Here is a 25454-nt window from a genome sequence, read left to right as displayed (position 1 = left end):
TGACAATTTTGTGGGGTGGGGGGTTGCCCGCGTGTTGTGGGGTATAAAAACGCGCGCGGGCACCCCAGCTCCCACAAAACAGTTGCGGCGACCCCGTCCCCCGTAGCCGCTGCCGCAGGCTAACAGGTGCTATATTGATGGCCTTGGGGTGTGTTGGGGGTTGTACACAACGGTGCCGTCATGACTATGCCGCTTCGCCTGCCCTTGCTCGCCTGTTGCCTGCTGCTGTCACCCTTGGCGGTGGCGCAGGCCTACTACCCGACCATTCAGTCCTTGCCCCCGCAACCCTTCGCCGACAACCCGCCGCAGACCTTCCAGGTGGTGGAGTACCCCCATCAGTTCTACGATTCGCAGCTGCCGGCGCTGGCCGAGCGCAGTGAGGTGGTGGCGCGTGTGTATGACCCAAGGCTGGGGGTGTACGTGGATACGCGGGTGCCGGACCCCAGTTGCCTGGCCGACCCCGCGCAGGTGAAGGGCTACCACTGACGCTTGTCAGGGCGCATCAGGCCAAGTTTCTCGATACGGTAGCGCAGCATGTCGCGGCTCAGGCCCAGCAGCCGCGCCGACTTGGTGACGTTCCAGTCGGTCTTGTCGAGCACCTTGCGCACCATGTCGCGCTCCACCGCCGGCAAGGTCATGCTGGCCGGGTCTTCGAAGGCCGGGCGCGGCTCGCCGAGCTCTTCCTGGGGCGGTGCGATGGGCGTGTCCATCAGGCTGTGGCACACGTTCAGCTGGCTGGCACCTACGCAATCGCTGGGTGCCAGCAGCACCGTCTGCTCAAGCATGTTGCGCAGCTCGCGGACGTTGCCCGGCCAGCTGTAGCTGAGCATCAGGTCCTGGGCCTGGTCGCTGAAGTACAGGTTCGGCTTGCCATAGCGCTTGCCGTGGGCCGCCAGGAAGTGCCGCGCCAGCAGCAGGATATCGTTGCCACGGCTGAACAACCTCGGCACCTTGATGGAAATGATGCGCAGGCGGAAAAACAGGTCGCGGCGGAACTTGCCCTGCTGCACCATCTGCTCCAGGTTGCAGTTGGTGGCGCTGATGATGCGCAGGTCGACCTTGCGTTCCTTCACCGAACCCACCCGGCGGATGGTGCGGTCTTCCAGCAGCTTGAGCAGTTTGGCCTGCAGCAGCAGGTCCATCTCGCCCACCTCGTCGAGGAACAGCGTGCCGCCATCGGCGGCTTCCACCAAGCCCACACGGCGGTCCTTGGCATCGGTGAAGGCGCCCTTTTCGTGGCCGAACAGCTCTGATTCCAGCAGGTTCGAGGGAATGGACGCGCAGTTGAATTCAATGAACGGGCCCTTGGCCCGCGGCCCGTCGAAATGCAGCGCGCGCGCCACCAGTTCCTTGCCGGTACCGGTCTCGCCTTCCACCAGCACCGGCGGGAGGTCGTTGTTGGGCATGCGCCGCTCGGCGTCGAGCAGCTGCATCAGCGTGTTCTTCATGGTCAGCATGGCCGCCGACTCACCGATCAGCGCCTGGATGCCCGACTTCTGCGCCTCGCGGTCCTGGTAGAACGACAAGGTGCGTTCCATGCGGTCGGTGGCCAGGGCCTTGTCCAGCAGCAGCTTGAGTTCAGGCAGCGCCACCGGCTTGGTCACATAGTGAAAGGCGCCCTCCTTCATGGCCACCACCGCATCCTCGATGTTGCCGTAGCCGGTCATCATGATCACTTTCAGGTCCGGCGCGCTGATGCGCAGCTTCTGGATCAGGTCGTGACCGCTGAGCCCGGGCAGCGAGTTGTCGGTGAGCACGGCGTCGGGCTGGAAGCTGCGCAATTGCTCCAGCGCATCCTCGGCGCTGTGGCAGACACTGACCTCGAAGCCCTTGCGCTCCAGATAGGTCTGTATGTTCTGCGCCAGGATTTCATCATCCTCGACCAGCAGTATGCTGTGCTCCATAGTCCCCTCCCGCTGCCACTCTGAAATTAAGACACACACGGGTTCCTTCCTGCTCCTGACTGGTCAGGTCGACCGAGCCCTCGAAGCGTTCCATTATCCGTTTCACCAGCGACAAGCCCACGCCCAGCCCACCCTGCTTGGTGGTGAAGAACGGCTTGAACACCATGCGTTCCTGCTGCCGGGTCATGCCCTTGCCGGTATCGCTCAGCATCATGGTCAGGCGCCCGCCGGGCTGTTCCTGTACCTCGATGGTCAATATTCCGCCGTCAGGCATGGCCTCCACGGCGTTGGTAAACAAACTGTTGAGAATCTGCATCAGCTGCACCTGGTGGCTGACCACCTTGGGGTAGCCGCGCGGCGACCAGTTCAACTGCACGTGGCAGCGGCGTATCAGACCTTCGTGCTGCTTGCAGGCAAGCTCAATGGCCGCCGTCAGGTCCACCGCCTCGCGGTCGGTGCTCATGGGCTTCAGGGACACAAGCAACTCCCGTACCCAGCGCGACATACGGTCGACCTGGCCGATGATGTCGGCGATGTTCTTCTGCGAGTCCTCGCTGGCCACTTCCTGCGCCAGTTCGGCGCTGGAGCGGATGGTGGCCAGCGGGTTGCGCAGGCTGTGGGCCACCGCCGAGGACATCTCGCCCAGCGCCACGAAGGTCTCGTTCGCCACCAATTGGCGCTCCTGGGTGCGCAACAGGTTGGCGGCGCGGCGCACTATCCAGTACAGGCCACCGTAGATCAGCGCGCCGCCCGCCAGGGTGGCCAGCCAGATCATCAGGTAGCCGCGGCGGATGCGCGCCACCAGGTCCGCCGGCTCCTTGTAGATCTCCACCATGGCCACCACCTTGCTGCGGTCGGCGTTGAACAGCGGAATGTAGTTTTCGATGAACAGGTACTCGGGCTCGCGCAGCAGTTTCTGCTCGGGCCGCTCTTCGGCGATGCGGTGGTAACTGGCGGCCACCGGCACTTTCATCTCGAAGGCTTCGTCCAGCTCGTCATCGTCTTCGATGCTGACGCCCATCAACGCCGGGTTGGTGGACCACAGCACCTTGTGGTCCAGGCCGTAGACGCTGGCCAGCAGCAGGTCCGGCAACTGCGCCAGGTGGTCGAGGAACTCATCGCGGGCCGCGTTCTGCCGCAGCGGGTCAAAACCTGACAATTCCGGGTGGGGCTGGTTGTCCAGCACGTCGCCAATGGTCAGGGCGGCGGGAATGTGTGCGTGGCGCAGCTCGGCCTCGCCGATGGACTGGATGAACTGCGCGGTCAGCAGCGCGTCGCGCTCCACGCTCTGGTTCACCACGAAGCCTGTGGACACATACCCCAGGCCCAGCGCCACGGCGCCGATTATCAACAGGCTCGCCAGCGAGAACCAGCGCAGCAGGTTGAAACTGGCCGGGCGCGCGTCGTGCTGGGCGGCGCCGCTGGCCGTGGGGTTTATTGTCTGCATGTCAGGCATTCCTGGCTGCTTTTTTCTTTGAAGATATAGACCCGTCGTGACCCCTGCCATTGATCATTCGCTATGACGGGCCTGCCCATGATAGTAATTTGCCTCTATTGCATACCTGACATCGTGTGCTGGCTGTGATCGACCTGGTGCACATGCACTGTTTCAGCATTCGCCACCGGCGCCGGCAGTGGTTTCTGGCGGTTGGTTTCACTGTCCAGGAACTCCAGAATAGACAGCACCGAGGTGTCGTCCAGGCGCAGGTTGGGCATGGGTACGCTGTCGTACTGCTGGTATAGCTGCACGGCCAGCGGGTCTTTTTCGGCCAGCATGCGGTCGGGCTCTTTCAGCCAGCGTTTCAGCCACTCGGGGTCGCGCTGGCGAGTCACGCCAATCAGGTCGGGGCCAATACTGCGCAGGCCCAGGCCTTGGCCATCCATCGGGCCCAGGCTGTGGCATGACGCGCAACGGGTGCGGAACAGCTCCTCACCGTTGCTGGGCGGGCGTATTTCCGGGGCGTTGGCGTAGCTCTGCTCGGTGCTGGCGGTTTTCCAGTTCTGCAGGGTATTGGCCAGCTGATCTGCCAGAATCCACGGGTTCTCGAACGGCGAGGCTTTCATCCAGCGGCCACTGGCCTGGTTGCCGACGATCAGGCTGAGGTTGTGGTCCTTGGTGCGGCCGTTGTCCACGCCCTCGATGAACAACCCCAGTTTCTGCCGCAGCTCGGTGATGTCCTGCTTGTTGCCGGTGAGGAATTGCCAGCCCGGCCCCACCTTGAACTTGTCCATGTAGTGCTTGAGCACCGCCGGGGTGTCGGTTTCCGGGTCGATGCTGATGGAATAGAAGAACACGTCCTTGCCCACCCGGTCGCCCAGCAGCTTCTGCACCTGGCGTAGCCGTGCGGTTTCCAGCGGGCAGGAATCGGTGCACGAGGTGAAGATGAAGTTGATCACCACCACCTTGCCCTTGATCAGGTCGTCGAAGAAGTGCACCGGCTGGCCGTCCTGGTTGGTCAGCTGGGTATTGGGGAAATAATCGCCGCCCCACGGGGTCGCCGAAGCCTCTGGCGCCACGGCCGGCAGCGTCGGCGTGCCATGTTCATGGCCCTCGTGGGCCTGGAGGACCCGGCAGGCCAGCAGGCACGCCACCAGCACCAGTATCCAGTGCAGTTGCAACGCGCTGTGGCGGGTGTCGTGCTTGCTCATGGCCTGGGTCTCCTTATTTGACGTTGACTTGCGGGCCGACACCGTCGCCGCTGCGGAAGGTAGGCAGCGCCGCGGAGTTTACGTAGCGCACCCCGTCCCAGCTGGGCAGCGGCGTGGGCATCAGCTGCAGTTGCCCGGGTTTTTCCAGGTCCCAGCGCAGCAGCATCGAGTTGTCCTCATGCTGGGTGTTGTGGCAGTGCTCCATGTAGGTGCCAGCGAACTCGCGGAAGTTGATCGCCATTTCCACGTTGTCCAGGCCGTCATTTTCCGAACCGATGCGGTAGACGTCCTTGCGCGCCCATTTTTCCCACTCAGGTGGCGCCTTGCCGCCGCGGCTGAGGATGATGCCTTCCTCGAAGTGCACGTGTACCGGGTGGCTCCAGCCCTTGCCGCCAGCCTGGATCTTCCACACTTCCAGGGTGCCGATGCCGCCGTAGCCGGCGTCGGTGGGGCCGTTGGCCAATTGCGTGGAGGCGTTCAGCCGGCGTGGGTCCATGTGGTAGCCGAAGCCGCCATCGGTCTTGACTGTCCAGGGCGCCTCATCGGTGCCGTCCGAGCGGCCAAAGATGAAGGTGCGGTGGCGTGCCTTGGCCAGGATCAGCTTGTCGGCGGCATTGTCGCGGTGGATCTTCAGCGGGATCATCACCTTACCCTCGGCCTTGCCAGGCTTGGCCGGTTCATACTGCGACGGGTCCATGGCCAGGTCCTGGCCGGTGTAGGCCTTGACGTTCATCTGCAGGATCTTGCCTACCACCGGGTCGCCCTTGTCCCACTGCGGGCCCTTGCTGGTCTGCTTGATCACCGGCAGGTATTTCTCCGAGAGGATGTCCGCAAGGGAAATCACCTCTTTGGGCCCCTTGCCGTCGTCATGGGCCTGCAGGTTGACCAGGAAGACCTTGTCCCCGGCCTTCACGCCGTTCTTGGCGAAGTTGACGATGATGTCGAAGCGTTCGGCGATGCCCTGGGTGGGCAGGATGGCGTTGTGGTTCTGTTTGTCGCCGTCGGCGTCCAGGTCCATGCTGCCGTCGAACGGCACGGCATGCTCCATGATATTGCCGTCGTTGGCGATCATGTGGAACGGCACCCGCGCGTACGACAACCCCGAGCCCTTGGGCCCCTGGAATTCGCCACTGGTGCCCTTGATTTCGCGCACCAGCGCCAGCTTGAAGTAGCGCGACACCGAGCCGTTGAGGATGCGGAAGCGGTAGCTGCGGGCGCGCACGTCCAGCACCGGTTTCCACTGCCAGTTGACCATGGGCTGGTCGCCCAGGAAACCGTCGGTGTTGAAGGGGTTGAACCACAGTTGGCCGTCCTGGTCCCAGGCCTTGTCGGCCACCACCAGGTTGACGTCATAGTCGCGGTTGCCCCATGCCAGGCCGCTGCCGCTGGGGAAGCGCAGGTTCACGCCGTCGTCCACCGCCTCGTTGCCGCGGTCCAGGGCGCTGTAGTAGTTCATCATCGCCGCGTTGCCCTTGTAGACGTTCTGCGCGGTGAAATCGAGCATGTGGTCGTGGAACCAGTGGGTGCTCATGGTCTCGCGCCAGTCGCCGCGAATCTTGATGCTGCCCTTGTCGCAGGTCTTCATGCCGGGGGTGGCGTCATTCACCCACAGGGTTTCACCCGGCGAGCAGGGGAACGCTGCGCGTGGGTCCTGGGCATTGGTGTTGATGGTGTCGTAGCCGGCCAACTGGATCGGCCAGCGATAGTCGTAATACTGCCCGGGGAAGAAGAAAGCGTTGGCAAAGCCGTCGCTTTCCGCCGGCGCATGGCCGTTGTGCTCGTGGGTGCTGATGGTGTGCAGGCCGAAGCCCTTGTTGGCCGACGGGTCGATGGGCAGGCCGTTGTAATGGCGCATCAGCACCGGCTGGCCGTACCGCACCATCAGCAGCTTGGGCGGCAGCGTGCCGTCGAAGGTCCACACCGAGTTGTGGTTCTGCACCGGCATGTTGGGGTGGAAGCGCGCGTCCACACCCTTGGACGTGCCGTCGGTGGCCGGCACGCCCGCCACGTTGTGGTACAACCCACCAATGCCGAACTCGCCCACCTGGTAACCATGGCGCTGCTTGCTGTCGCGCAGGCCGCCATTGGTGCGCACGCCGGTTTGCACGGTCTTGTAGGCGTTCTGCGGGTAGAACTCGTTCCAGCGCTGGTGCGACCAACCCTTTCCTGGTGGCCGGCCTTCGGCGGACGAACCGATGTGGCGGTTGAGGAAAATCTCGATCTGCGCCTGCCAGGGGTTGCGGTCAACGGTGTTCGACACCTGGCTGGGGAACGGCGTCAGCCCCGGCTGCCGCAAGAAGGCATCCAGCGCGGCGCTGGGCGGGCCGCTGCGGGCATCGGTAAGCGGATCTTGCTGCGGCGCCGGGCCCTTCACCGGCGCCGGGAACGGCAGCGGGCCGGGCGGCGTGGTGGGGTCGAGCTTTTCCGGACCGAATTCCTCGAACAGGGTGAGCTGCTGGGTAAACGGCTGCGCCCCGTACAACGGGCTTGGCTTGCCGTTGGTGGGGTAGTTGAAACTGGTCTGCGCGGCCGGCGGCAGCACGTTTTCAATCCGGGTGGTGGCCTTGGTGCCCTTGACGGTGTCGGGCAGGTCGAGGGCGTCTTCGTTGGCCTCGGGCTCTGTAAGGATAGCGTTCAGCGCTGAAGTTTCGTCAGCTGGTTCGTCCTGATAGGCCGAGGGGTCGTAGCTGGGCGGCTGGCTCTCATCGTCGATCGGGCTGGCCCAACTGGCATGACAAGTCATGGCCAGGGCCAGGGCGACGCTCAAGGGAGTCAGCCGGGCTATCCGCCTGAAAGAAAGCCATTGCGTTGTGTTCATCGTCATCCGCCTCAAAGGGTGAAGGGGTGATGACGCTGGAGCAATTAGTTGGCCATGTTTTAGCGCGCTGGGTAATGGCTTTTAAAACAGGGTGTTAGGCGGTGTGAGGGGTGGTGGGTGGGCGGTGTGACTGGGGAATGACACCCGCTTGCGGGGAAAGTTCACACCCATTTCCAGGAGCAATGCGCACCGCTTGTCGCCAACGCCAAATCACCTGCCAAACAAACCAGGCGCCCCCGGGAGATACCCCTGGAACGGCACGCTGAAAACAAACAGTAGGAGCGGCCTGCGGCCGCGAAGCGCCGCGCGGGCGGCGCGCGGTCTCATGGGCGCAAGATCAACATCGGCTAGCACCTGGTGGCCGCCCCTCGATACCACGACATGCCCCCTAGCCCTCCGTACTCTTCAAGCAGGGCCATCGCGCCGGGTCCAAAAGCATTCACATCACTATGCGTCATGGCCGCCATGCGCTTGTCGATGTTCTTACTGCGCCCATGAGACCGTGCGCCGCCCGCGCGGCGCTTCCCGGGCGCAGCCCGGTCCTACCGTTTGTTTTCAGCGTGCCATTCCAGTGGTATCTCCCGTGCCCGCCTTGTTTGTAGGGCGGCAGACGGGTGTCGACGCGCTGCCTTACCCACCCACCACCCGAAACATCAAACTCACACACGTCCCTTCCCCCTCCTGGCTCTGCAACTCCACCCGCCCGCCAAACCGTTCCATGATCCGTTTCACCAGCACCAACCCCACCCCCAACCCACCCTGCTTGGTGGTGAAGAACGGCCGAAACGCCATGCCGCGCTGCTCGGCGGTCATGCCCTTGCCGGTGTCGGCGACGCTCAGGCACACCCAGCGGCTGTCCGGGCAACTCACCACGATGGTCAGCGTCCCGCCCTTGCCCATGGCCTCCAGGGCATTGGCCAGCAGGCTGTTGAGGATCTGCGTTACCTGCACCTGCTGGCTCATCACCAGCGGCGTCTGCCGTGCCTCGAACACCACGTGGGCCTGCACGCGGCCTATCTGCTGTTCGAAGGCCAGCAGGCTGTCATGCACGCAAGCCACCAGGTTCACCGGCTCTGGCACGTCGCTCAGCGGCCGCAGCGATTGCAGCAGCTCGCGTACCCAGGTGGACATGCGGTCGACCTGGTTGATGATGTCGCCGATGTTCTTGTGCGCCGCGCCGCTGTCGAATTCCAGCGCCAGCTCGGCGCTGGAGCGAATGGTGGCCAGCGGGTTGCGCAAGCTGTGGGCCACCGCCGAGGACATCTCGCCCAAGGCCACGTAGGTCTCGTTGGTCACCAGTTTCTGCTGCTGCACCGCCAGCAACATCGCCGCGCGGCGCACTATCCAGTACAGCCCCAGGTAAATCAGCACGCCGCCGGCCACGGTTGCCAGCCAGATCAGCAGCAGCCCGCGCTCCATGCGGCCGATCAGGTCCTTGGGTTCCTTGTAGATCTCCACCATGGCCATCACCTGGTCGCCGGTGGCGTTGAACAGCGGCACGTAGTTCTCCAGGAAAATGAAGTCCGGGGGGCTGATGAATTTCTGCTCCATGCGCCCGTCGTCGATGTCGTGGTAGCTGCTGGACACCGGTATTTTTTCCTCGAAGGCGCGGTCCAGGTCGTCGTCGCCCAGGATGTGCTTGCCGATCAAGCTGGGGTTGGTGGACCAGATAACCTGCCGGTCCGGCGCGTAGACATTGGCCAGCAGCACGTCGGGCAGCTGGGCCAGGTGGTCGAAAAATTCACCGCGCACCCGGTCGCGCAGTTCCGGGGCGATGGCCGGAAACTTGCCGTCCTGGCGCGGGTCCAGCAGCTCGCCCATGGGCGGCACGTCGGCGATGTCGGCGTGGCGCACCTCGGTAGCGGCGATGGACTGCACGAACTGCGCGGTCAGCAGCGCGTCGCGCTCCACGCTCTGGCCAACCACGAAACGCGTGGATACCGCCCCCAGCCCCAACGCCACCAGGGCAATGATCGCCATGCTGGTAACCGAGAAAGAGCGCAACAGGTTGAAGGTCGGGGCAGGCGCCGAGGCGTCCGCCTGCACGGTGGGAGACCGCTGGAAGGGCCATTTCATGTGTGCGTGTTTTCCCGTTCTGACCCTATGGGTATAGACCACCCCCAGCCAATTGCCCGACTGCCCGCAGTTGCCCCCCACAGTTGGGGCAAACACCCCAGGCGCGCCCGCCCACCCCGCCCGCCCATAGGCCTGCCGGGGCTCTGGCACGCGGCTTTGGTGACCTATGGCATGGGAGTTGCCCACACCAGTGCAACTGACCCATCCCCACGGGACAGGGCCTTTGCCAGAGGGAAAAAACATGCACCCTTTACTGTCTAGAACTGCCACCGTACTGGTGGTCACCTGTCTCGCCCAAGGTGTGGCCCGGGCGGCGCTGTTCGACGTGGACCCTGGTCCGTACCAGGCGGCTAACGGCTTCTTCGCCGGCTGGTACCAGGACACCCACGGCCGCACGTTGGACCTGTGCCTGTCCAAGGCCGTGAGCTCGCGGGTGGCCGGCACGCCCGGCGCGCCATCGTACATGTGCTCGCTGATCCCCACCCCCGGGGTATTCGACGACACCAAACCGATCGTCTTCCCCACCAACTTCCCCGACGAGGCCTTCTGGTTCACCGCCGATGCCACCGTGGTGGACGCTGCGCGCGGCGTCAACCTCAGCTACGGCTCGGCGATTGAAGCGGCGTTCAGCGAAGAGCTGCCGGTGGACGGCGACCAGACCAGCTTTGCGCGCATCCGCATCCGCGTCGACGTGCCCACCGCCGGCACCTACATCATTACCCACCCCTACGGCGTGGAGGCGTTCAACGTCACCACCCCGGGGCGTCGCGCCATCAACATGACCCGCGACATCGGCATCAGCACGCCCAAGGAATACACCGGCACCCTCAAGGGCGACGTCGGCCCGTTTCTGCGCAGCGTCAACGGCCCCTACACCGAGACCAACCCGCAGACCGGCAGCGCCGAAAGCTTCGTCGGTGACCCCAACCTCACCGAGGCCGCCACCGGCAGCCCCTACAACACCAACTTCGTGCGCATCGAGGGCCCGGGCGGCATCGACCTGCGCACCACCCTGTTCGCCATCTCCGGCAAGCTGTCGACGGTGGTCAGGCCCACCCCGCTGATCACCCAGCGCGGCACCTACTCGCGGCGCGCGGGCACCAGCGCGCCCATTGCCCAACAGGACGTGTTCGTGCAGGCCCCGCCGGCACCCGGCACCGTCACCCTGACCAGCAACGACCCGGCACTGGCCCTGGGCGAAACCACCGCCACCGGCAACTGGTACGGCCAGTCCGCCAGCAACCCGGCATTGCCCAGCGTGCTGCAGCTGACCGCCGACAACCACCTGGCCATCGCCACCAGCACCCCGACCAGCCTGGGCATGCCCCTGACCGACCTGGTGATTATCCAGCGCGCCGAATACAGCCTGAGCAATGGCCAGTTGACCGTGGTGGCCGCCACCAGCGACGAAACCTCGCCGCCGGTGCTCACTGCCACCACCGAAGGCGGGGCCACCCTTGGCGCCCTGGGTGGCGACGGCGCGGTCAAGACCCTGGCCACCAGCATCTCGCCCATCCCGCCGGCCAAGGTCCGCGTGACGTCGTCCAACGGCGGCAGCGACACCGAAGAAGTGGTCATCGTGCAATGAACGCTCACCGGCCCAGATTCGCTTCAGGAGGCACCATGAACACACCCCCAAGCCTGGCCCTCAGCGCCCTGGCGATCACCCTCATGACCCTGTCGGGCACCGCCAGCGCGGTGCTGCCCGCCTACGACACCGGCCCCTACACTGCCGCCACCGGGCGCTACCCGGCGTGGTACCAGGACGCCAACAACCTGCAACTGGAGCTGTGCCAGTCCAAGGCCGTGAGCTCGCGGGTGCCGGGCGCCGCCGGTGCGCCGTCGTACATGTGCACCATCCTGCCGGAGCCGGGGATCTTCGATGACACCTTGCCCATCGTCTTCCCCGACAACTGGCCGCCCGAAGCCTTCTGGACCCTGGCCGAGACCACCATCCCGGCGGTGGGCAACAGCGGCTATGCGCTGGAAGCCTACGTGGCCGGCATCGAGGCGGCCTTCACCACCGAAGAGCCCACCGACGGCCAGCAGATCAGCTTCGCGCGTATCCGCATCCGCATCAACGTGCCGGTGGCCGGCACCTACACCGTGACGCACCCCTACGGCGAAGAAACCTTCACCGTGACCACGCCGGGCCGCCGCGCCATCAACGTCACCCGTGACATCGGCGTGGGTGCGCCGGGCAACTTCGCCGGTGCCCTGGGCGGCGCGATCGGGCCGTTCCTGCGCAGCGTCAATGGCCCCTACGTGGAAGTGAACCCCGAGACCGGCACCGCCGAGACCTACATCGGCGACCCCAACCTTGCGGAAGCGGTAGTCGGCAGCCCCAGTGGCAACAACTTCGTGCGCATCAGCGGGCCGGCCGGCACTATCCAGACCAGCCTGTTCAACCTCAGCGGCAAGGTCTACGACCCGCGTACCCAGACCGCCGTCGATGCCCAGCGCGTCACCTACCGGCGCACCAGCAATGGCGGCAGCCCCAGCACCCGCGTCGAGGTGTTCGCCAGCTCGCCGAACAGCTCCACCCTGTGCTTCCGCGAAACCCTGGCGCTGCTGCCAGGCCCACCCGCCACGCCGTGCCAGACGCCCATGGTGGGCGACAACAACGGCCTGTTCTTCGGCCAGCACCTGCTGGCTGGCAACACCGTGCCATCGGTGGTGGTGGTCACCGCCAGCAACGCCGCCGGCACCACGCGGCCGACAGCGGTGTCGAGCAAACTCACTGACCTGGTGAAGATCCAGACCGCTACCTACACCTGGAGCACCAAGACCCTGGTGATCGAGGCCACGTCCAGCGACGAGGTCAGCGTGCCTGACATGGTGGCGGCAGGCTTTGGCCGGCTGTCCAAGAACGGTACCCTGCAGCGCCTGACCGTGGCCGACCTGGCGCAGCCGCCAGCCAGCGTCAGCGTCAAGTCTGCCGCCGGCGGCAGCGACACCGAGTGGGTCAAGGTGGTGGGCAACGCCCCCAACAGTGGGGACAATCAACCGCCGGTTGCCGTGGCCGACACTGCCTCCACCGGGTTCGGCGTGCCGATCACCCTCAGCGTGCTGGCCAACGACAGCGATCCCGACGGCAACACGCCCCTCAGCGTTACCGGGCTGACCCAGCCGGCCACCGGCCAGGGCACCGTCGCCCTCAACGGCACCACCCAAGTGGTGTACACGCCACCTGCGGTGGTCAACGCGCCCATTGCCGCGACCTTCACGTACATGGCCCAGGACAGCAAGGGCCTGGCGTCGACGCCGGCCACGGTGACGGTCAACGTCGCGCCCAACCGGCCGCCGGTCGCCAACCCCGACACCGGCGCCACCCTGGGCGTACCGCTGGTGATCAATGTGCTGGCCAACGACACCGACCCTGAAGGCAACGTGCCCCTGGGCGTGGCCAGCCTGACGCAACCGGCTGCCGGCCGCGGCACGGTGACCACCGACGGCACCCAGGTCACCTATACCCCGCCGGCCACGGTCACGGCCGCCTTCACCACCACCTTCACCTACGTCGCCCGGGACAGCTTCGGCGCCCTGTCGACGCCGGCCACGGTGACGCTGCAGGTATCGCCGAAACCGGCGGCGGAAACCTTCACGGTGACCACCGCCAGCGTCCAGGCGAAATCGGGCAACCGCTTTGTCTGGGACTTCGCCGGCACCTCGTCGGTGGTCACCGGCAACACCATCACCGTGCAGGTCACGACCCCGACCGGCCTGGTCACCCTGGGCACTACCACGGTACCGGCCACCGGGCGCTGGCGCCTCACCGTCAACAACAGCACCGTGGCGCCTTCGGCCAACGCCACCGCCACTATCCGCAGCTCGCAAGGCTCGGTACGCACGGTGTCGGTGACCACGTTGTAGCCCGCCTGCCCGCCAGCCTCGCGCTGGCGGGCAGCCACCCAACCAGGAGTTCGACCATGCGCCTGCTGATCACCGCCCTGCTCTGCCTGCTCGCCGCCCAGGCGCCGTTGTGCCTGGCCGATGACCTTATGGACAACAGCGACCTGGCCCCCGCCAGCGACCTGGGCGAACTGCCGCCGCCGGTGGGCCAGCAGGCGCTGATCAACCAACAGGGCCAGGCCAACGAGGCGCACGTGCAACAGCAGGGGCAGTCGCTGCTGGGCAACATCGTCCAGGCCGGCAGCAACCAGGAGGCGTACATCCTGCAACAGGGCAACGATTTGATGGCGTCGATCAACCAGCAAGGTTCGGGGAACGTCGCCAGCATCAACCAGCGTGGCAGCAGTAACCGCGCGCAGATCGATCAGAACGGCAATAACAACAACGCGAGCATCGAGCAAGCCGGCACGGGGCTGCAAAGCGCCGTCACGCAGTCAGGCAACGGTATGAGCGTTTCCATCAAGCAGTACCGCTGAAAGACCTTTGAAGTCCTCAGGAGGCATCACCATGTTCATTCTCAAACCTCTCGCCGCGGCGATCCTGGCCATTGGCTGCGCCCAGGCCATGGCCAGCAACAGCGCGTCCACCCAGACCCAGAACGGCAACGGCAACATTGCCACGGTCGAGCAGCAACAGGCTGCCCAGGCCAAGGCCACGCAAACCCAACAGGGTGATGGCAACTACGCCAATGCGTTCCAGCAAGGCACCGACAGCCTGGTGCAGATGAACCAGGACGGCACCTACAACAGCGGCTACACCGAGCAGATCGACGAGGTCGGCAGCCACCTCTACCAGCAGCAGAACGGCAACTACAACAGCGTCGATGCCAGCCAGTCCAGCGGCCAGGGCAACCACATCAACCAGCAGCAAAGTGGTGACAGCAACTACGCCCAGGTGTACCAGGACAGCCAAAATGGCAGCCAGGCCAGCACCAGCCAGGCGGGCACCAACAACAGCGCGCGCATCCAGCAGGTATACGGTGGCATCGGCAACACGGCGGTGGTCAACCAGCACGGTGACAACCACAGCGCCCGGGCCGAGCACCTGGACCATGTGGGTGGGCAGATCAACATCAACCAGAGCGGTGACGGCCAGATCGCCTATGGCGAACAGGGCGATGGCATCGGCGGCACGCTGAGCATCGACCAGGGCGGCTACCAGAACGCCGCCACCGTGTGGCAGGACAGCCAGACCGGTGGCACCCAGGCCAGCGTCAGCCAGTACGGCAGCCTCAACGACACCACCGTGGACCAGAGTTTCGGCCATGACAACAGCGCGCAGATCCTGCAATCGGGCGACCTCAACACGATCTATGCCGACCACTTCCAGGCCACCGGCGCGGCGCTGTCGCTGTACCAGAGCGGCAATGGCAACGCCCACTACACCTACCAGACCGGCAGCAACCAGTTCATCAGCGCCAGCACCACCGGCAACGGCAACAAGCTCAACGCCAACCTCTACCAGGGCACCCAGGTGGGCGGCCAGACCGGCACCGGGCAACGCGCCTACCTGAACCAGAACGGCAACCAGAACGTCGCCACCCTCACCCAGGATGGCGTCAGCCATGTCACCCAGCTGAACCAGACCGGCCAGGGCAACCAGGCCACCGTCAAGCAGGCGGAAACCTACAACGAGCTGTATTTCGACCAGAACGGCAGCGACAACATCCTTATCTCTGACCAGCGCGGCGACAGCAACCTGGCCCAGGGCACCCAGGCCGGCAGCGGCAACAGCGCCAGCTTCGACCAGGCCGGCAACAACAACCAGGCCTACACCGCGCAGCTGTACGGCAGCGACAACCAGATCACCGTCAAGCAGGCTGACAGCATGAACGTGGCCTACGTCACCCAGGGCGGCACCGGCAACAAAGCCAGCGTCGACCAGGCCGGCCAGGCACAGAGCGCGAACGTGCAGCAATATGGCGGGGCAAACCAGGCGACCGTGTTGCAGCGCTGACACCCGCACGCCAAAAAACCGCAGCCCCAGGGCTGCGGTTTTTTTTGCGCTCAAATCCCGTAGCAGCACCTGTCCTTGTGGGAGCTGGCTTGCCAGCGAGTTTTTAGGGGCCCAACAACTCGCTGGCAAGCCAGCTCCCACAACAACCTCGCTGCGTACCTCGATCCCGTAGCAGCGGCCGCAGGCCGCGTCCAGGGGCGCCGCGTGTTTTCGGGAATACCGTGTCGGTGCCGGACGCAGCCTTCGGCAGCTGCTACGCGCACCGCAATCCCGTAGCAGCGGCCGCAGGCCGCGTCCAGGGGGTATTACGCAGGTAAGCGAAGCGCCCCCCGGTTCGGGGGCGCTGGGGGGGATTGGGGCTGGCTTATTCTTCTTCCGGGGCCTGCGGGTGGTTCTGGCTCAGGTAGCGGTCCAGCGTTTCGTTGTTGGCACCACTGTTGTCGCCCGCCACGGTCCACATGCGCCGCTCGATGCCCTGGGCCACCAGGTGGCCCACGGCCGCTTCGATGGCCGACAGCACGCACAATTGCGCCGGTTCGTTGGTGGTGTAGCCCACTTCGGCTTCCAGCAGTTTCTTGAACTCGATGAACTTGAACACCCCGGCGCTGCGGCTGACCGAGTAGATAGTCTTGGTGGTCATGACGTTGGCCAGCACCTGGCCGCTGCGCACGTCCACCGCGCGCAGGTTGACGGTGACCTGGTCCACACGGTACTCACGCGACAGGTCGATCCCCAGGTAGCGCGCCCCCTCGCCGCCACTGCGCACGTTGGTGTCGTAGGCGATGATGCCGCCCTCCAGCATTAAATTGGCCGCCTGCAGCGCCGGCAGGTCGCCGGCGATGTTCAGCGGTGCGTTGGGCTTTTTCTGCGAGGCGCGGATGATCTTGCGCTCGGTCAGCAGGTTCTGCAGCCCTTCGCGCTCCAGCACCACGAACCAGCCGCTGGCCTGCATGGCGTCCATCAGCATGCTCGCCGCGCCCTGGGTGACACTGGTGGAGAACGAGCTGGCGGGGGTGGGTTTGTACTGCCCGGTCTGATCGCGGAAACCATACACCACCGCCATCAGCCGGCCCTTGGGCCGCGGCATTTTCAGCAGGTCATAGTAGGTGGAAGCCCGCGGCGTCAGCGTCGGGGTCTCGGTGTCCTGCTCGGCGGACATTGGTTCGCGCAGGCCGCAGCCCTGCAGGGTGGCCAGGATCATCGCGGCCAGGATCAGTTTTTTCATCACGCACACTCCCCAAGTAGCCCAAATCCCTTACTGGGAGAGGCCATTAACCTGAATTTCCGACACTTCGCCGGTGCTGCGGTCAGTCACGTTGATGCTGAGCGCGCCGTCGTTATCGACCACGTTGACGATGAAGGCATCGGTGGACAGGCTCCCCGAATTGCCCGTGGAGATGTTGTCCAGCACCTGCCCCAGCAGCCGCGACTGCAACTGGCTGGTGAAGCGTTCCAGGGCCGTGGTGCCGGTGGTTGTGGACTTCTTCAGGTCCGGGTCGTCGAAGTCGTTTTGCGCCTGGGCGTTGTTCAGCAGCCAGGTGCCGTTCAACGGGTTGCCGCCGAACGAGGGGTTGACCGGCGTGTACACCAGTTCGGTGGCCTGGGCGGCGCCCACACCAAGCAGGCAGGACAAGGCGCAGGCAGAGAGGGTTTTCTTGTTCATAGTTCGTCCTTCTCAAGGTCGGTTGTGTCCTGCAGCAAGGTTTCCAGCTTGTGCTGGATGATCTGCCCCTTGACCAGGTCGGCGGCTTCGGAGGCCGTCTCCTGTAAGTCCACGGTGTTCGGCGGCAGGAAGCGCCGATAGATCACACGCTGTTGGTATTCCACGGTAATCAGGCTGCCCCAGCGCGGGTCGGGGCGTTCGCGCACCACCAGGTTGAAATCCATGCGGCTGGTGGCCCGCAGGCGTTCGGTGAATGCGTAGTAGAAGTCGTGGCCCACGTGGGAGATGGCGTCATCCACCACGAAACCCATCATTTCGTCCTCTTCGTCAGCGCGGGCCACGCCGCCCAGCACCGCTGCCAGCAGCAGCACCACGGCCAGGCGCTTCATGGCGACAGCCCTTTCAGCGCGCCGGCAGCTGGCGCCGCAGCCGGATGGGTGTCGGCGTCGGCGGTGGCTTTCTCGGCCACGAACTGCCAGTCGGCGTAGTGCTCCATGCCATCGAATTCCGACCACTGCGCGGCAAACCCGGTCTGTTTCAACGGCTGCTCCTGGGCCTGGCTGTAGACGCCGGTGATGCGTTGGTCCAGGCCGCGCAACAACCCCCAGTCGGCGCTGTTGGTGATCGGGTCCGGGTACAGCCGGCGCAGGTGGTGCCGCGGGCTGGGGAAGCGTTTGTCGACCACCAGGTCATCGAGGTCCTTGGGGTACTGGGCCAGCCCCGGCGAGGCGCGGTAGTAGCTGCGCAGCGCCTCGGCGTACTGGCTGCCCACCCACAGCAGCTCGCGCTCGTGCTCGCGGCGCGCCAGGGTCGACCACAGCTGGCAGGCACTGGCCAGCGAGGCGCCCATGATCGCGATCAGCACCAGCACGCCCAGGTAGGTGAACCCGGCACTGGCGGCCTTACCACTGAGCGTACGGGCTGCCATCGCGCGACCTCCCGTCTGCAGCACTCTTCACGTCTGCCACGCCCCCGGCCACACCGGCGGGCGGTGGCACCAGCACCCACTGGTCGCTGCGTTCGGTGATGGGGTCCACCGGCGCATTGCGCAGGTAACGCTGCTCCACCAGCTGCTCCAGCGAGTCGGGGTAGTGCCCGGTGTCGCCGTAGTAATGGTCCAGGGCCTCGCGCATGGACGACAGGCTCTGGCGCAGGGTGGTTTCCTTCGACGCCTCCAGGCTGTTGAAATAGCGAGGCAGCGCGATGGTCATCAAGGTGGCGATGATCGCCATCACCACCATCAATTCAATCAGGGTAAAACCTGTTTGCCGGCGCATAGGTTCACCATTCCCGGTAAGGGATGCCATTGAGGCCAGTACCGCGCGCCTGGGAGTAGACGTCGAACACGTCTTCGCCCTCGCGCGGGTTCTGCGCCGAACTGTCGTAGCTGCGCAAGCCCCAGCCGCCGTTGTCGTTGTGCTTGCCGGTGGCAAACGGGTCACGCGGTATGCGGCGCAGGAAGTAGAACTTGGCGCCCTTGGCGCTGCGCACATCGCGCACGCCCTCCACCAGCATCTCCAGGTTGCGCGGGTAGCCGTTGCCATCCAGGGTCTTCTCCAGGTAGCCGGCGTCGTAGGCGCGCTTGTAGGCGTCGATGCCGTCGCGGATCTGGTACAGGGCGTTTTTCAAGTCCTGTTCCTTGCCACGCCGCACCAGGGTCTCGGTGAGTGGCGCGGCCATACCGGCCAGCAGGCCGATCAGGGCCAGCGTGACCACCACCTCGATCAAGGTGAAACCGCCCGCTGCGCGCTTCATGGCTCAGGGCCTCTCGCTGGCAGGCGCCGCCACGTTCACCACCACCGGCGTCGCTGCGCTGCGCGCTGGCAACGCCCGGGGCTGTTCGGCGGTTTGCATGGAACGGTCCGGCGCCTGCACGTGCATGCTGGTCTCGGTGCCAGTGGAGAACTCCATGTCCGACGGGCTCTGGTACGGCAGGTTGCGCACGATGCGCGGGGTAATCGACAGCACCAGCTCGGACTTGGCGAACGTGTCCTTGTTGCTGCCGAACAGCCGGCCAATGCCGGGAATGTCGCCCAGGCCGGGGATCTTGTTGCCGGTGTCGGCGTGGTCGTTGCGCATCAGGCCGGCCAGCACCTGGGTTTCGCCGTCGTGCAGGCGCAGGGTGGTCTGCGCGTTGCGGGTGTCCACCTGGACCGGAATGGTGCCCTGGCGGGTCGGCTCCAGCGGGGTGGCGTTGCTGACTTCGAGGGCGATCTTGATCGCCACCTCGTTGTTCAGGTGCACGATGGGCTGCACTTCAAGCTTCAGGCCCACGTCCAGGTAGGTGACGCTCTCGGTGATCACCGGGCCCTGGGTGGAAGGCACCGAGGTGGCGCTGATGATCGGCACGCGCTGGCCGATGTGGATGCGCGCCTGCTCGCGGTTGCTGACGCGGATAACCGGGCTTGCCAGGGTGTTGACGCCGTTGTCCTGGGCGTTGATTTTCAGCTGTGGCGACGGCGAGATAGAGATGCGCCCGGCGTTGATGCCGCGCAGCTGCGACAACACGCTGACCGCGCTGCCGTCGCCATTGACGATGCCGAAGGTACTGGGCCATTGCATGCCCAGGTCGAGGATGCGCTGGCGCGCCACCTCCATCACTTCCACTTCCAGCACCACCTCGGGGTTGGACTGATCCTGGGCCTGCAGCAGCTTCTCGGCCATGCGAATGGCGTCTTCGGTGTCGCGCATGGTCAGGGTGTTGAGGCGCTCGTCGACGAACACGTCGCGGGTCTTGAGCATGGTCTTGACCATGTTCAGCGCGGTGTTGGCGTCGATGTTGGTGAGGTAGAAGGTGCGCATCACCAGTTCCTGGTAATCCTTGACCTTCTGCGGCGAGTCCGGGTAGATCAGCAAGGTGTTTTCATTCACCACCTTCTGGTGCAACTGGTTCTGCGACAGCAGCATCTGCACCGCGTCTTCAATGCGTACGTCACGCACGAAGATGGTGGCCTTGAGGTCGGGGCGCAGGTCCTTGTCAAAAATGAAGTTCAGCCCGGCCACCTGCGACAGCACCTCGAAGATCGACTTGATGTTGGCGTCGCGAAATTCCAGGGTCACCGGCCGGTCCAGGCGCGTGCGCAGCTGTGGGTAGGTGATTTCGGTGCGGCTCTGCACCAGCTGGATCTGGCTGCGCAGCTCCAGCGCGCCTTCGTGGCGCGGGTCCAGTTCCAGGATCTGCCGCACCTGGCGGTCAGCACTGAATATGTCGCCACGGCGCAGGTCGCCACGGGCCAGCTCCAGCTTTTCATCCAGGGTGCGCAGGTAGTCCAGCTGGGTCAGGGCGTCCTTGGCGCGGCCATTGTTGGGTTCGATGTTCAACACCCGGCCGTAGGCCTGGCGGGCACTGGCCACGTCATGGTCGGCGCGGGCGACGTCGCCCTGGCGCATCAATTCCTTCACCGAGCGCACGCGGCCGTTGCTCAGGGCCAGGTGCAGCTGGGTGTCGCGCGGGTTTTCGCGCAGGCCTTCTTCGATACGGGCAAGGCCGGCTTCGTACTGACCGTGCTCGATCAGGTCATTGCCTTCCTGGTTGGCGACTTTGGCGGTACTGCAGGCGGCCAGCGCCACACACAGGGCGAGGCTGCTGAGCATCAGGCGAGGTGCGTTCATGGGTTACTCCCCACAGACAAGGTCTGGGTCAAATGCAACGGCAGATAGACCAGGCTCAGGGCCTTGTCGTTAATGCTCTCGATCCGCCAGGTGTCGTCGATCACATCTCCCTTGCGCACGACGTATAGTTTTTCTCCGTTTTGCAGGAACACTTGCAGGTCGCGGCTATCGGCCAGCCGGCCGATGAACTGGAACGGCAGCGGTGGCGCGCTGGGGGGCGCCGCCGCCGGTTGTTGCTGTTGCAGTGCGGCCAGTTGCTCGGCGGTGGGCGCCGGGGCTACCACGGCCCAGGTCTGTGCGGCGAACAGGTCGGCGCCCGGGGCCAGGTCGCGCAGCGGCGCCGAAGGGGCGGCGGCGCTGCTGCGGGTGGCGGCCGGCGCACGGCTGGCGGCCACCGGCTCCAGGTCATCCTGGTGCAGGAACAGGTCGGGGTACCAGGCGAGGCCGGCGGCCAGGGCGAAGAAAGCGCCCCAACCCAGGATGCGGTGGGTATTCATCATGACCTCGACAGGTAGAGGGTCATGCGGATCCTTCCGCTCAGGTCGGTTTCGCCGATGCGCTTGCGCTGCAGCTCAAGGTCTTCCACCACCACCGCCGGCAGCTGGCCCAGCAGCGCGTGGAGGAAACGCCGCAATTGCGGGTAGCTGCCACTCACCGGCAGCAGAATCTGGTAGCGCGCCAGGTGGGTCTTGGGGTCGATGCCCAGGGCGTAGTCGCCACGGGCCAGGGTGATGTGTTCCTCTGCGGCCAGGGCGTACAGCTTGTCGATGGCCACCGTGGCTTCAGGCTGGGCCGGCAGGCGGCGGTGGAACTCGTCCAGCTGGCGCTGCGGCACCACGGGGGCGGTGGCACTGCCCTGCTCCACCCGCGCAAGGAAGTCATCGGCCTGGCGGCTCTGCTCGCGCAGGGCCTGCCAGCCTGGCATCAGGGTCAGCACCGCGTAGGCGGCCACCGCCAGCAGCAAGGCCACCCCGGCCAGGCCGGCGGCGCCGAGACCCTTGAGGTGTTCGTGGACGATCAGTCTAGAGAGCGCCATCGCCGATCTCCCAGGTGGCAGAGAGGTTGAATTGCACCGGGTGCTCGGGCGCCTCGGTGTCGATCTCGTGGTTGAGCAGCGACACGTCGCGCAGCTCGTCGCTGGCTTCCAACTGCCGGTGGAATGCCAGCATCGCCTCCAGGTTGCGGGCCTGGGCGGTGATGCGCACCTGGCCCTTGCGCGCGTCGGGGGTCAGGCTCAGCAGCGCCACATCGGCCCGCGGCAGCGCTTCAAGCATGGCGAACAGGCGTTCCCAAGGGCGGCGCAACTGTTGGGAGACCTTGCGCATCTCTGCCAGGTTCTGCTCCTGTTCGCGCTGCTGGGCAGGCGTGAGGCTGCTTTTCAGGCTGGCGGCGGTGTCGTCGCCCAACTGCTGGCGGGTCTGGTGCAGGTGCTGTTGCTGTGCGTGGGCCAGGCCGTCGAGCTGCTGGCTGGCCACGGCGCAGCCAAGGCCCAGGGCCACGGCTGCAGCCAGCAGGCACCAGCCCAGGCCGGCAAAGCGTGGGTGGGGTTGGAAGTCCAGGTTCAGGGCGCGCATGTCAGGCCACCGCCCGCGCCATGACGTACAAGCCGTCACGGGCGTTCACAGTGCTGTCGGCCAGGCCGCACAGCTGCACGTCGGGCAGTTGCGGCGGCACCTCCAGGCGGCCCGGGGCGTGCAGGTACAGGTGCTGGCTGCCCTGCAGCTGGCTTTCGCGGCCAATCAGCGCGGCCAGTGCGGCGTCGCTGTCGGCGCTGCCCACCGAGCGCACGCTGGCCAAGCGCCGCTGCTGCACGCTAAGCAGCACGCTGCGCTGCGGCTCGGCCAGCACGAACAGGAAGTCATCGCCGGCCTGCGGGCGCACGAAGCGGTTGAACGCTGCCATCAGGTACGGCTGCACCGACACCAGCCGCAGGCGGCGGGCCTTGGCCATCTGCCGCAGCTGGTCGAGCAGCGCCTGGGGCATGGCGCAGGCCAGGCGGTCGTGGCCGGCAGGCGCCGCCGACACGGCCACGCTCCAGGCCTGGGCCGGGGCACCGTACAGGTCTTCCAGGCAGGCATGGGTGAAGGCGACAAGCTCGGCCGGGCGCTGGATCTGATCGCTCCAGGGCACCCGGCAGAAACGGCAGGCCTGCGCCGACAGCACCACGTGCAGTGCGGCGCGCGCCGGGGCGTGCTCGCCCAGCAGCCGTTGCAGGGTGTCCAGGGCCACGGTCCAGGCGCCCGGGCCTTCGTCGATAAAGCCGACGCTGCCCAGCCAGCGCAACTGGCTGCCGCTGCGCAGGCCCAGGCCGACGCTGCTGGCGCCGAGCACGGCAATCACTTGATCACGCGACAAAAGTGACACGATTGATCTCCTCCAGCGTAGTGCGGCCTTCGCAGACCAGTTCCAGTGCCGACTCGCGCAACAGGCGCAGGCCGCGGCTGCAGGCATGGGCCTTGATGCGGGCGATGGGTTGGCGCTCGACGATCATCTGCCGCAGCTCGTCGTCCAGGTGCAGCAACTCGGCTATGGCCGTGCGGCCGCGGTAGCCGGTGCCGCGGCAATGGCCGCAGCCCTTGCCGTGCACGAAGTGGTAATGGCCGACGCGGGCCGGGTCCAGGCCCGAGGCCTGCAACTGCTCGTCGCTGGGCGTGACCGGTGCGCTGCAGTGGCTGCACACCAGGCGGATCAGGCGCTGCGCCAGCACTGCGTTAAGCGCCGAGACCAGGCTGTAGGGGTCGATCTCCATCTGCGTGAAGCGGCCGATCACGTCGAACACGTTGTTGGCGTGGATGGTGGTGAACACCAGGTGGCCGGTGAGCGCCGACTGCACGGCGATCTGCGCGGTATCAGGGTCGCGGATCTCGCCCACCATGATCTTGTCCGGGTCGTGGCGCAGGATGGAGCGCAGGCCACGGGCGAAGGTCAGGCCCTTCTTCTCGTTGACCGGGATCTGCAGCACGCCCGGCAGCTGGTACTCCACCGGGTCTTCGATGGTGATGATCTTGTCCACGCCGTGGTTGATCTCGGTGATCATCGCGTACAGCGTGGTGGTCTTGCCGCTGCCGGTGGGGCCGGTCACCAGCACCATGCCGTAGGGCTCGGCGGCCAGGCGGCGCAGGCTGTGCAGGGTCTGGTCGGCAAACCCCAGGGCCTGCAGTTGCACGCCGCTGACCTTGTCGCTGAGGTCCTGCTTGTCCAGCACCCGCAGCACCGCGTCCTCGCCGAAGATGCTGGGCATGATGGAGATACGGAAGTCGATCTGGCGGCCGTTGATGCCCACCTTGAAGCGGCCGTCCTGGGGCACGCGCTTCTCGCCGATGTCCAGTTCGGCCATGACCTTGACCCGCGAGATCACCTGTTCGGCGAACTCGGTGCCCTGAATCTTGCTGATGTTGTTGAGCACGCCATCGATGCGGTACTTGATGGCAAGGCCGGTGCCGGTGGTGCCCAGGTGGATGTCGCTGGCGTGCATTTTCAGCGCGTCGTACAGGGTGGAGTTCACCAGCTTCACCACCACGCTGGCGTCCTCGCTGATGCTGGCCAGCGACAGGCTGTGCAGGCTGTCGTTGCTGGCGCCCGCCTCGGCCTGGGCGTCCAGCGCGTCCACCGCGTGGAAGCTTTCCTCGTGCCGGGCCAGGTAGGCTTTCAGGTCATCGGCCTGCGCCAGGTACAGCGGCGCGCCGCGCAGGGCGTCGTCGATCCAGGCCAGGCGCGCGGGGTCGAAGGGGTCGGCGAACACGCCGATCAATTGGTCGCCATGGTGCAGCAGGACGAATTCGCGCTTGATCGCCTGGGCCAGGCTGATGCGCTCGAACGAGGGGGTGGCGGCGAACAGGCTGTCGGTGCCCAGCACCGGGTAATGCAGGGTGTGCCCCAGGCAGTCGACGAAGGCGGCGCCGGGCAGTTCGCTCAAGCTGTGCAGGGTGTGCAGCATGCGCTCGCCCGATTGGGCGGCATCGGTTTTGGCCAAGGCCAGTTGTTCACGGCTGAATCGGGTAGGTGCGGGGGCCGGCAACGGCGGCTCCACGGCAAGCGACAAACGTTCCATGACCTGCTCTCCAACGCCCGGGGCCCATGGCCCGCACAACGCGTCGGGGCATGCGGCCTAGGCCGGAACGTCCGAGCGCGTCACTAATCCCCGGTGAGCAATTGTCCGTCGTCCGATGCCAGGTTCAGCGCGCCATGACGGCGGCGATCCCCCAACACCCAACTGCCGTCGTACAACTGCAGCGGGAAACTCTCGTTCTTGCTCTGGCGGCGTTCGACGAAGCCTTCGGACATGGTCACCCCTGCTCTGGGCTCGCGCTTCATGCCCAGCAGGTCACACACGGCTCGGGCCAGTTCCGCCAATGGAAACGGTTTGAACAGGATGTGGCTGACCCCCAGGTCGCGGGCCCGCTCACAGACCTCGGTGGTCGGGTGAGCGGTGATCAGCACAAAAAAGCATTTCCTGTTCTGGCGGACGGCATCGAGTACCTGGAAACCTTCCATATCGGGCAAGCGGTAATCAAGCACCATCACCTCGGGGGCGAAGCTTTCGGCCAGGCCTATGGCCCTCGCCCCGTCGTGGGCTACACGGACATCCAGGCCTTGCGCCTGGAGGTAAACCTCGAGGTTCTGCGCAAGGATCTGTTCGTCTTCCACAACCAGTATTCTGTTAACCAAGGTCGACTCCGTGAAACTTCAGGTCGTAAGACCGGTCGAAGCGCGCCCTTGATAAGGCTTGAGCACACTTCATGCCAGTCGTGATGACGTTTTTTACCGCGCTAACCCGTTGATTTCATTGGTACCTGTTACCAGCCCCACGGGCATCCCCCAAAAGTGGGGAGACACCACGGTGATGGCCATATGATATTCCCCA

General features: G+C 65.5%; 23 protein-coding genes. 5 read left to right on the top strand and 18 right to left on the bottom strand.

The features are described from left to right. Positions 1-180 precede the first annotated feature (180 nt). Positions 181-486: a hypothetical protein gene (locus AC0SZ7_RS03510; RefSeq protein WP_475503039.1), complete on the top strand. Its 306-nt coding sequence runs from the start codon at positions 181-183 to the stop codon at positions 484-486. On the opposite strand, the gene AC0SZ7_RS03505 is transcribed toward AC0SZ7_RS03510, so the two are convergent. The 5 genes from AC0SZ7_RS03505 to AC0SZ7_RS03485 form a co-directional block, all read right to left on the bottom strand. Further along, entirely contained in the window at positions 477-1904 is a 1428-nt protein-coding gene (locus AC0SZ7_RS03505) for a sigma-54-dependent transcriptional regulator (protein WP_475503038.1), read from the bottom strand. The genes AC0SZ7_RS03510 and AC0SZ7_RS03505 overlap by 10 nt on opposite strands. Next, a complete protein-coding gene (locus AC0SZ7_RS03500) occupies positions 1873-3351 on the bottom strand; it encodes a sensor histidine kinase (protein ID WP_475503037.1) in 1479 nt (492 codons plus the stop codon). Before AC0SZ7_RS03500 ends, AC0SZ7_RS03505 begins: the two co-directional genes overlap by 32 nt. A 104-nt stretch (positions 3352-3455) precedes the next feature. Further along, a complete protein-coding gene (locus AC0SZ7_RS03495; RefSeq protein ID WP_475503036.1) occupies positions 3456-4553 on the bottom strand; it encodes an SCO family protein in 1098 nt (365 codons plus the stop codon). Positions 4554-4566: 13 nt separating this feature from the next. After that, the gene (locus AC0SZ7_RS03490; RefSeq protein WP_475503035.1) at positions 4567-7371 is read right to left on the bottom strand and encodes a multicopper oxidase domain-containing protein; all 2805 of its coding nucleotides are present in this window, start codon (positions 7369-7371) and stop codon (positions 4567-4569) included. A gap of 630 nt (positions 7372-8001) precedes the next feature. After that, positions 8002-9447 carry a sensor histidine kinase gene (locus AC0SZ7_RS03485; RefSeq protein WP_475503034.1) on the bottom strand — a complete coding sequence of 482 codons (1446 nt, stop codon included), beginning with the start codon at positions 9445-9447 and terminating at the stop codon, positions 8002-8004. 241 nt (positions 9448-9688) lie between these two features. Here AC0SZ7_RS03485 and AC0SZ7_RS03480 point away from each other — a divergent pair, with 241 nt between their 5' ends. Genes AC0SZ7_RS03480 through AC0SZ7_RS03465 form a run of 4 tightly spaced genes read left to right on the top strand, consistent with a single transcriptional unit; the run spans position 9689 to position 15315 of the window. Further along, positions 9689-11035 carry a hypothetical protein gene (locus AC0SZ7_RS03480; protein WP_475503033.1) on the top strand — a complete coding sequence of 449 codons (1347 nt, stop codon included), beginning with the start codon at positions 9689-9691 and terminating at the stop codon, positions 11033-11035. Positions 11036-11070: 35 nt separating this feature from the next. Then, complete coding sequence (locus AC0SZ7_RS03475) at positions 11071-13320, top strand: Ig-like domain-containing protein (RefSeq protein WP_475503032.1); 2250 nt, start codon at positions 11071-11073, stop codon at positions 13318-13320. Positions 13321-13376: 56 nt separating this feature from the next. Beyond that, positions 13377-13835 carry a curlin gene (locus tag AC0SZ7_RS03470; protein ID WP_475503031.1) on the top strand — a complete coding sequence of 153 codons (459 nt, stop codon included), beginning with the start codon at positions 13377-13379 and terminating at the stop codon, positions 13833-13835. A 31-nt stretch (positions 13836-13866) separates the two neighbouring features. Next, positions 13867-15315, top strand: coding sequence for a curlin (locus AC0SZ7_RS03465; protein WP_475503030.1), 1449 nt, complete (start codon positions 13867-13869; stop codon positions 15313-15315). Positions 15316-15679: 364 nt separating this feature from the next. On the opposite strand, the gene AC0SZ7_RS03460 is transcribed toward AC0SZ7_RS03465, so the two are convergent. The 13 genes from AC0SZ7_RS03460 to AC0SZ7_RS03400 form a co-directional block, all read right to left on the bottom strand. Beyond that, on the bottom strand, positions 15680-16540 hold the full coding sequence (locus AC0SZ7_RS03460; protein ID WP_475503029.1) for a CsgG/HfaB family protein: 861 nt from the start codon (positions 16538-16540) through the stop codon (positions 15680-15682). A gap of 30 nt (positions 16541-16570) precedes the next feature. Continuing rightward, the gene (locus AC0SZ7_RS03455; RefSeq protein WP_475503028.1) at positions 16571-16978 is read right to left on the bottom strand and encodes a curli assembly protein CsgF; all 408 of its coding nucleotides are present in this window, start codon (positions 16976-16978) and stop codon (positions 16571-16573) included. Next, positions 16975-17367: a curli production assembly/transport protein CsgE gene (gene csgE, locus AC0SZ7_RS03450; RefSeq protein ID WP_475503027.1), complete on the bottom strand. Its 393-nt coding sequence runs from the start codon at positions 17365-17367 to the stop codon at positions 16975-16977. Before csgE ends, AC0SZ7_RS03455 begins: the two co-directional genes overlap by 4 nt. Beyond that, on the bottom strand, positions 17364-17906 hold the full coding sequence (locus AC0SZ7_RS03445) for a type II secretion system protein (protein WP_475503026.1): 543 nt from the start codon (positions 17904-17906) through the stop codon (positions 17364-17366). The genes csgE and AC0SZ7_RS03445 overlap by 4 nt, the downstream gene beginning before the upstream one ends. Next, the gene (locus AC0SZ7_RS03440; RefSeq protein WP_475503025.1) at positions 17881-18255 is read right to left on the bottom strand and encodes a type II secretion system protein; all 375 of its coding nucleotides are present in this window, start codon (positions 18253-18255) and stop codon (positions 17881-17883) included. The genes AC0SZ7_RS03445 and AC0SZ7_RS03440 overlap by 26 nt, the downstream gene beginning before the upstream one ends. A 4-nt stretch (positions 18256-18259) precedes the next feature. Next, positions 18260-18733, bottom strand: coding sequence for a type II secretion system protein (locus AC0SZ7_RS03435; RefSeq protein ID WP_475503024.1), 474 nt, complete (start codon positions 18731-18733; stop codon positions 18260-18262). Positions 18734-18736: 3 nt separating this feature from the next. After that, on the bottom strand, positions 18737-20590 hold the full coding sequence (locus AC0SZ7_RS03430; RefSeq protein ID WP_475503023.1) for a secretin N-terminal domain-containing protein: 1854 nt from the start codon (positions 20588-20590) through the stop codon (positions 18737-18739). Continuing rightward, the gene (locus AC0SZ7_RS03425; RefSeq protein WP_475503022.1) at positions 20587-21087 is read right to left on the bottom strand and encodes a hypothetical protein; all 501 of its coding nucleotides are present in this window, start codon (positions 21085-21087) and stop codon (positions 20587-20589) included. The genes AC0SZ7_RS03430 and AC0SZ7_RS03425 overlap by 4 nt, the downstream gene beginning before the upstream one ends. Then, positions 21087-21626 carry a GspMb/PilO family protein gene (locus AC0SZ7_RS03420; RefSeq protein ID WP_475503021.1) on the bottom strand — a complete coding sequence of 180 codons (540 nt, stop codon included), beginning with the start codon at positions 21624-21626 and terminating at the stop codon, positions 21087-21089. Before AC0SZ7_RS03420 ends, AC0SZ7_RS03425 begins: the two co-directional genes overlap by 1 nt. Next, positions 21613-22164, bottom strand: a complete 552-nt coding sequence (locus AC0SZ7_RS03415) for a PilN domain-containing protein (protein WP_475503020.1) — start codon at positions 22162-22164, stop codon at positions 21613-21615. The genes AC0SZ7_RS03420 and AC0SZ7_RS03415 overlap by 14 nt, the downstream gene beginning before the upstream one ends. Before the next feature lies 1 nt (position 22165). Next, positions 22166-22954: a hypothetical protein gene (locus tag AC0SZ7_RS03410; protein WP_475503019.1), complete on the bottom strand. Its 789-nt coding sequence runs from the start codon at positions 22952-22954 to the stop codon at positions 22166-22168. Continuing rightward, positions 22935-24641, bottom strand: coding sequence for a GspE/PulE family protein (locus tag AC0SZ7_RS03405; protein WP_475503018.1), 1707 nt, complete (start codon positions 24639-24641; stop codon positions 22935-22937). Before AC0SZ7_RS03405 ends, AC0SZ7_RS03410 begins: the two co-directional genes overlap by 20 nt. A gap of 83 nt (positions 24642-24724) precedes the next feature. After that, entirely contained in the window at positions 24725-25258 is a 534-nt protein-coding gene (locus tag AC0SZ7_RS03400; protein WP_475503017.1) for a response regulator, read from the bottom strand. Positions 25259-25454: the final 196 nt, after the last annotated feature.

Source organism: Pseudomonas sp. JC1203 (assembly GCF_056175065.1).
The sequence above is the reverse complement of the archived record's forward strand: the minus strand, read 5'-3'. Positions and strand labels throughout refer to the sequence as shown.

Coding starts and splice junctions, on each gene's coding strand:
- AC0SZ7_RS03490 (WP_475503035.1), bottom strand. CDS start 7,371: ATGAACACAACGCAATGGCTTTCTTTCAGGCGGATAGCCCGGCTGACT.
- AC0SZ7_RS03420 (WP_475503021.1), bottom strand. CDS start 21,626: ATGGCGCTCTCTAGACTGATCGTCCACGAACACCTCAAGGGTCTCGGC.
- AC0SZ7_RS03505 (WP_475503038.1), bottom strand. CDS start 1,904: ATGGAGCACAGCATACTGCTGGTCGAGGATGATGAAATCCTGGCGCAG.
- AC0SZ7_RS03440 (WP_475503025.1), bottom strand. CDS start 18,255: ATGCGCCGGCAAACAGGTTTTACCCTGATTGAATTGATGGTGGTGATG.
- csgE (WP_475503027.1), bottom strand. CDS start 17,367: ATGAAGCGCCTGGCCGTGGTGCTGCTGCTGGCAGCGGTGCTGGGCGGC.
- AC0SZ7_RS03500 (WP_475503037.1), bottom strand. CDS start 3,351: ATGCAGACAATAAACCCCACGGCCAGCGGCGCCGCCCAGCACGACGCG.
- AC0SZ7_RS03460 (WP_475503029.1), bottom strand. CDS start 16,540: ATGAAAAAACTGATCCTGGCCGCGATGATCCTGGCCACCCTGCAGGGC.
- AC0SZ7_RS03495 (WP_475503036.1), bottom strand. CDS start 4,553: ATGAGCAAGCACGACACCCGCCACAGCGCGTTGCAACTGCACTGGATA.
- AC0SZ7_RS03430 (WP_475503023.1), bottom strand. CDS start 20,590: ATGAACGCACCTCGCCTGATGCTCAGCAGCCTCGCCCTGTGTGTGGCG.
- AC0SZ7_RS03435 (WP_475503024.1), bottom strand. CDS start 18,733: ATGAAGCGCGCAGCGGGCGGTTTCACCTTGATCGAGGTGGTGGTCACG.
- AC0SZ7_RS03415 (WP_475503020.1), bottom strand. CDS start 22,164: ATGCGCGCCCTGAACCTGGACTTCCAACCCCACCCACGCTTTGCCGGC.
- AC0SZ7_RS03405 (WP_475503018.1), bottom strand. CDS start 24,641: ATGGAACGTTTGTCGCTTGCCGTGGAGCCGCCGTTGCCGGCCCCCGCA.
- AC0SZ7_RS03480 (WP_475503033.1), top strand. CDS start 9,689: ATGCACCCTTTACTGTCTAGAACTGCCACCGTACTGGTGGTCACCTGT.
- AC0SZ7_RS03510 (WP_475503039.1), top strand. CDS start 181: ATGACTATGCCGCTTCGCCTGCCCTTGCTCGCCTGTTGCCTGCTGCTG.
- AC0SZ7_RS03475 (WP_475503032.1), top strand. CDS start 11,071: ATGAACACACCCCCAAGCCTGGCCCTCAGCGCCCTGGCGATCACCCTC.
- AC0SZ7_RS03485 (WP_475503034.1), bottom strand. CDS start 9,447: ATGAAATGGCCCTTCCAGCGGTCTCCCACCGTGCAGGCGGACGCCTCG.
- AC0SZ7_RS03470 (WP_475503031.1), top strand. CDS start 13,377: ATGCGCCTGCTGATCACCGCCCTGCTCTGCCTGCTCGCCGCCCAGGCG.
- AC0SZ7_RS03455 (WP_475503028.1), bottom strand. CDS start 16,978: ATGAACAAGAAAACCCTCTCTGCCTGCGCCTTGTCCTGCCTGCTTGGT.
- AC0SZ7_RS03445 (WP_475503026.1), bottom strand. CDS start 17,906: ATGGCAGCCCGTACGCTCAGTGGTAAGGCCGCCAGTGCCGGGTTCACC.
- AC0SZ7_RS03425 (WP_475503022.1), bottom strand. CDS start 21,087: ATGAATACCCACCGCATCCTGGGTTGGGGCGCTTTCTTCGCCCTGGCC.
- AC0SZ7_RS03465 (WP_475503030.1), top strand. CDS start 13,867: ATGTTCATTCTCAAACCTCTCGCCGCGGCGATCCTGGCCATTGGCTGC.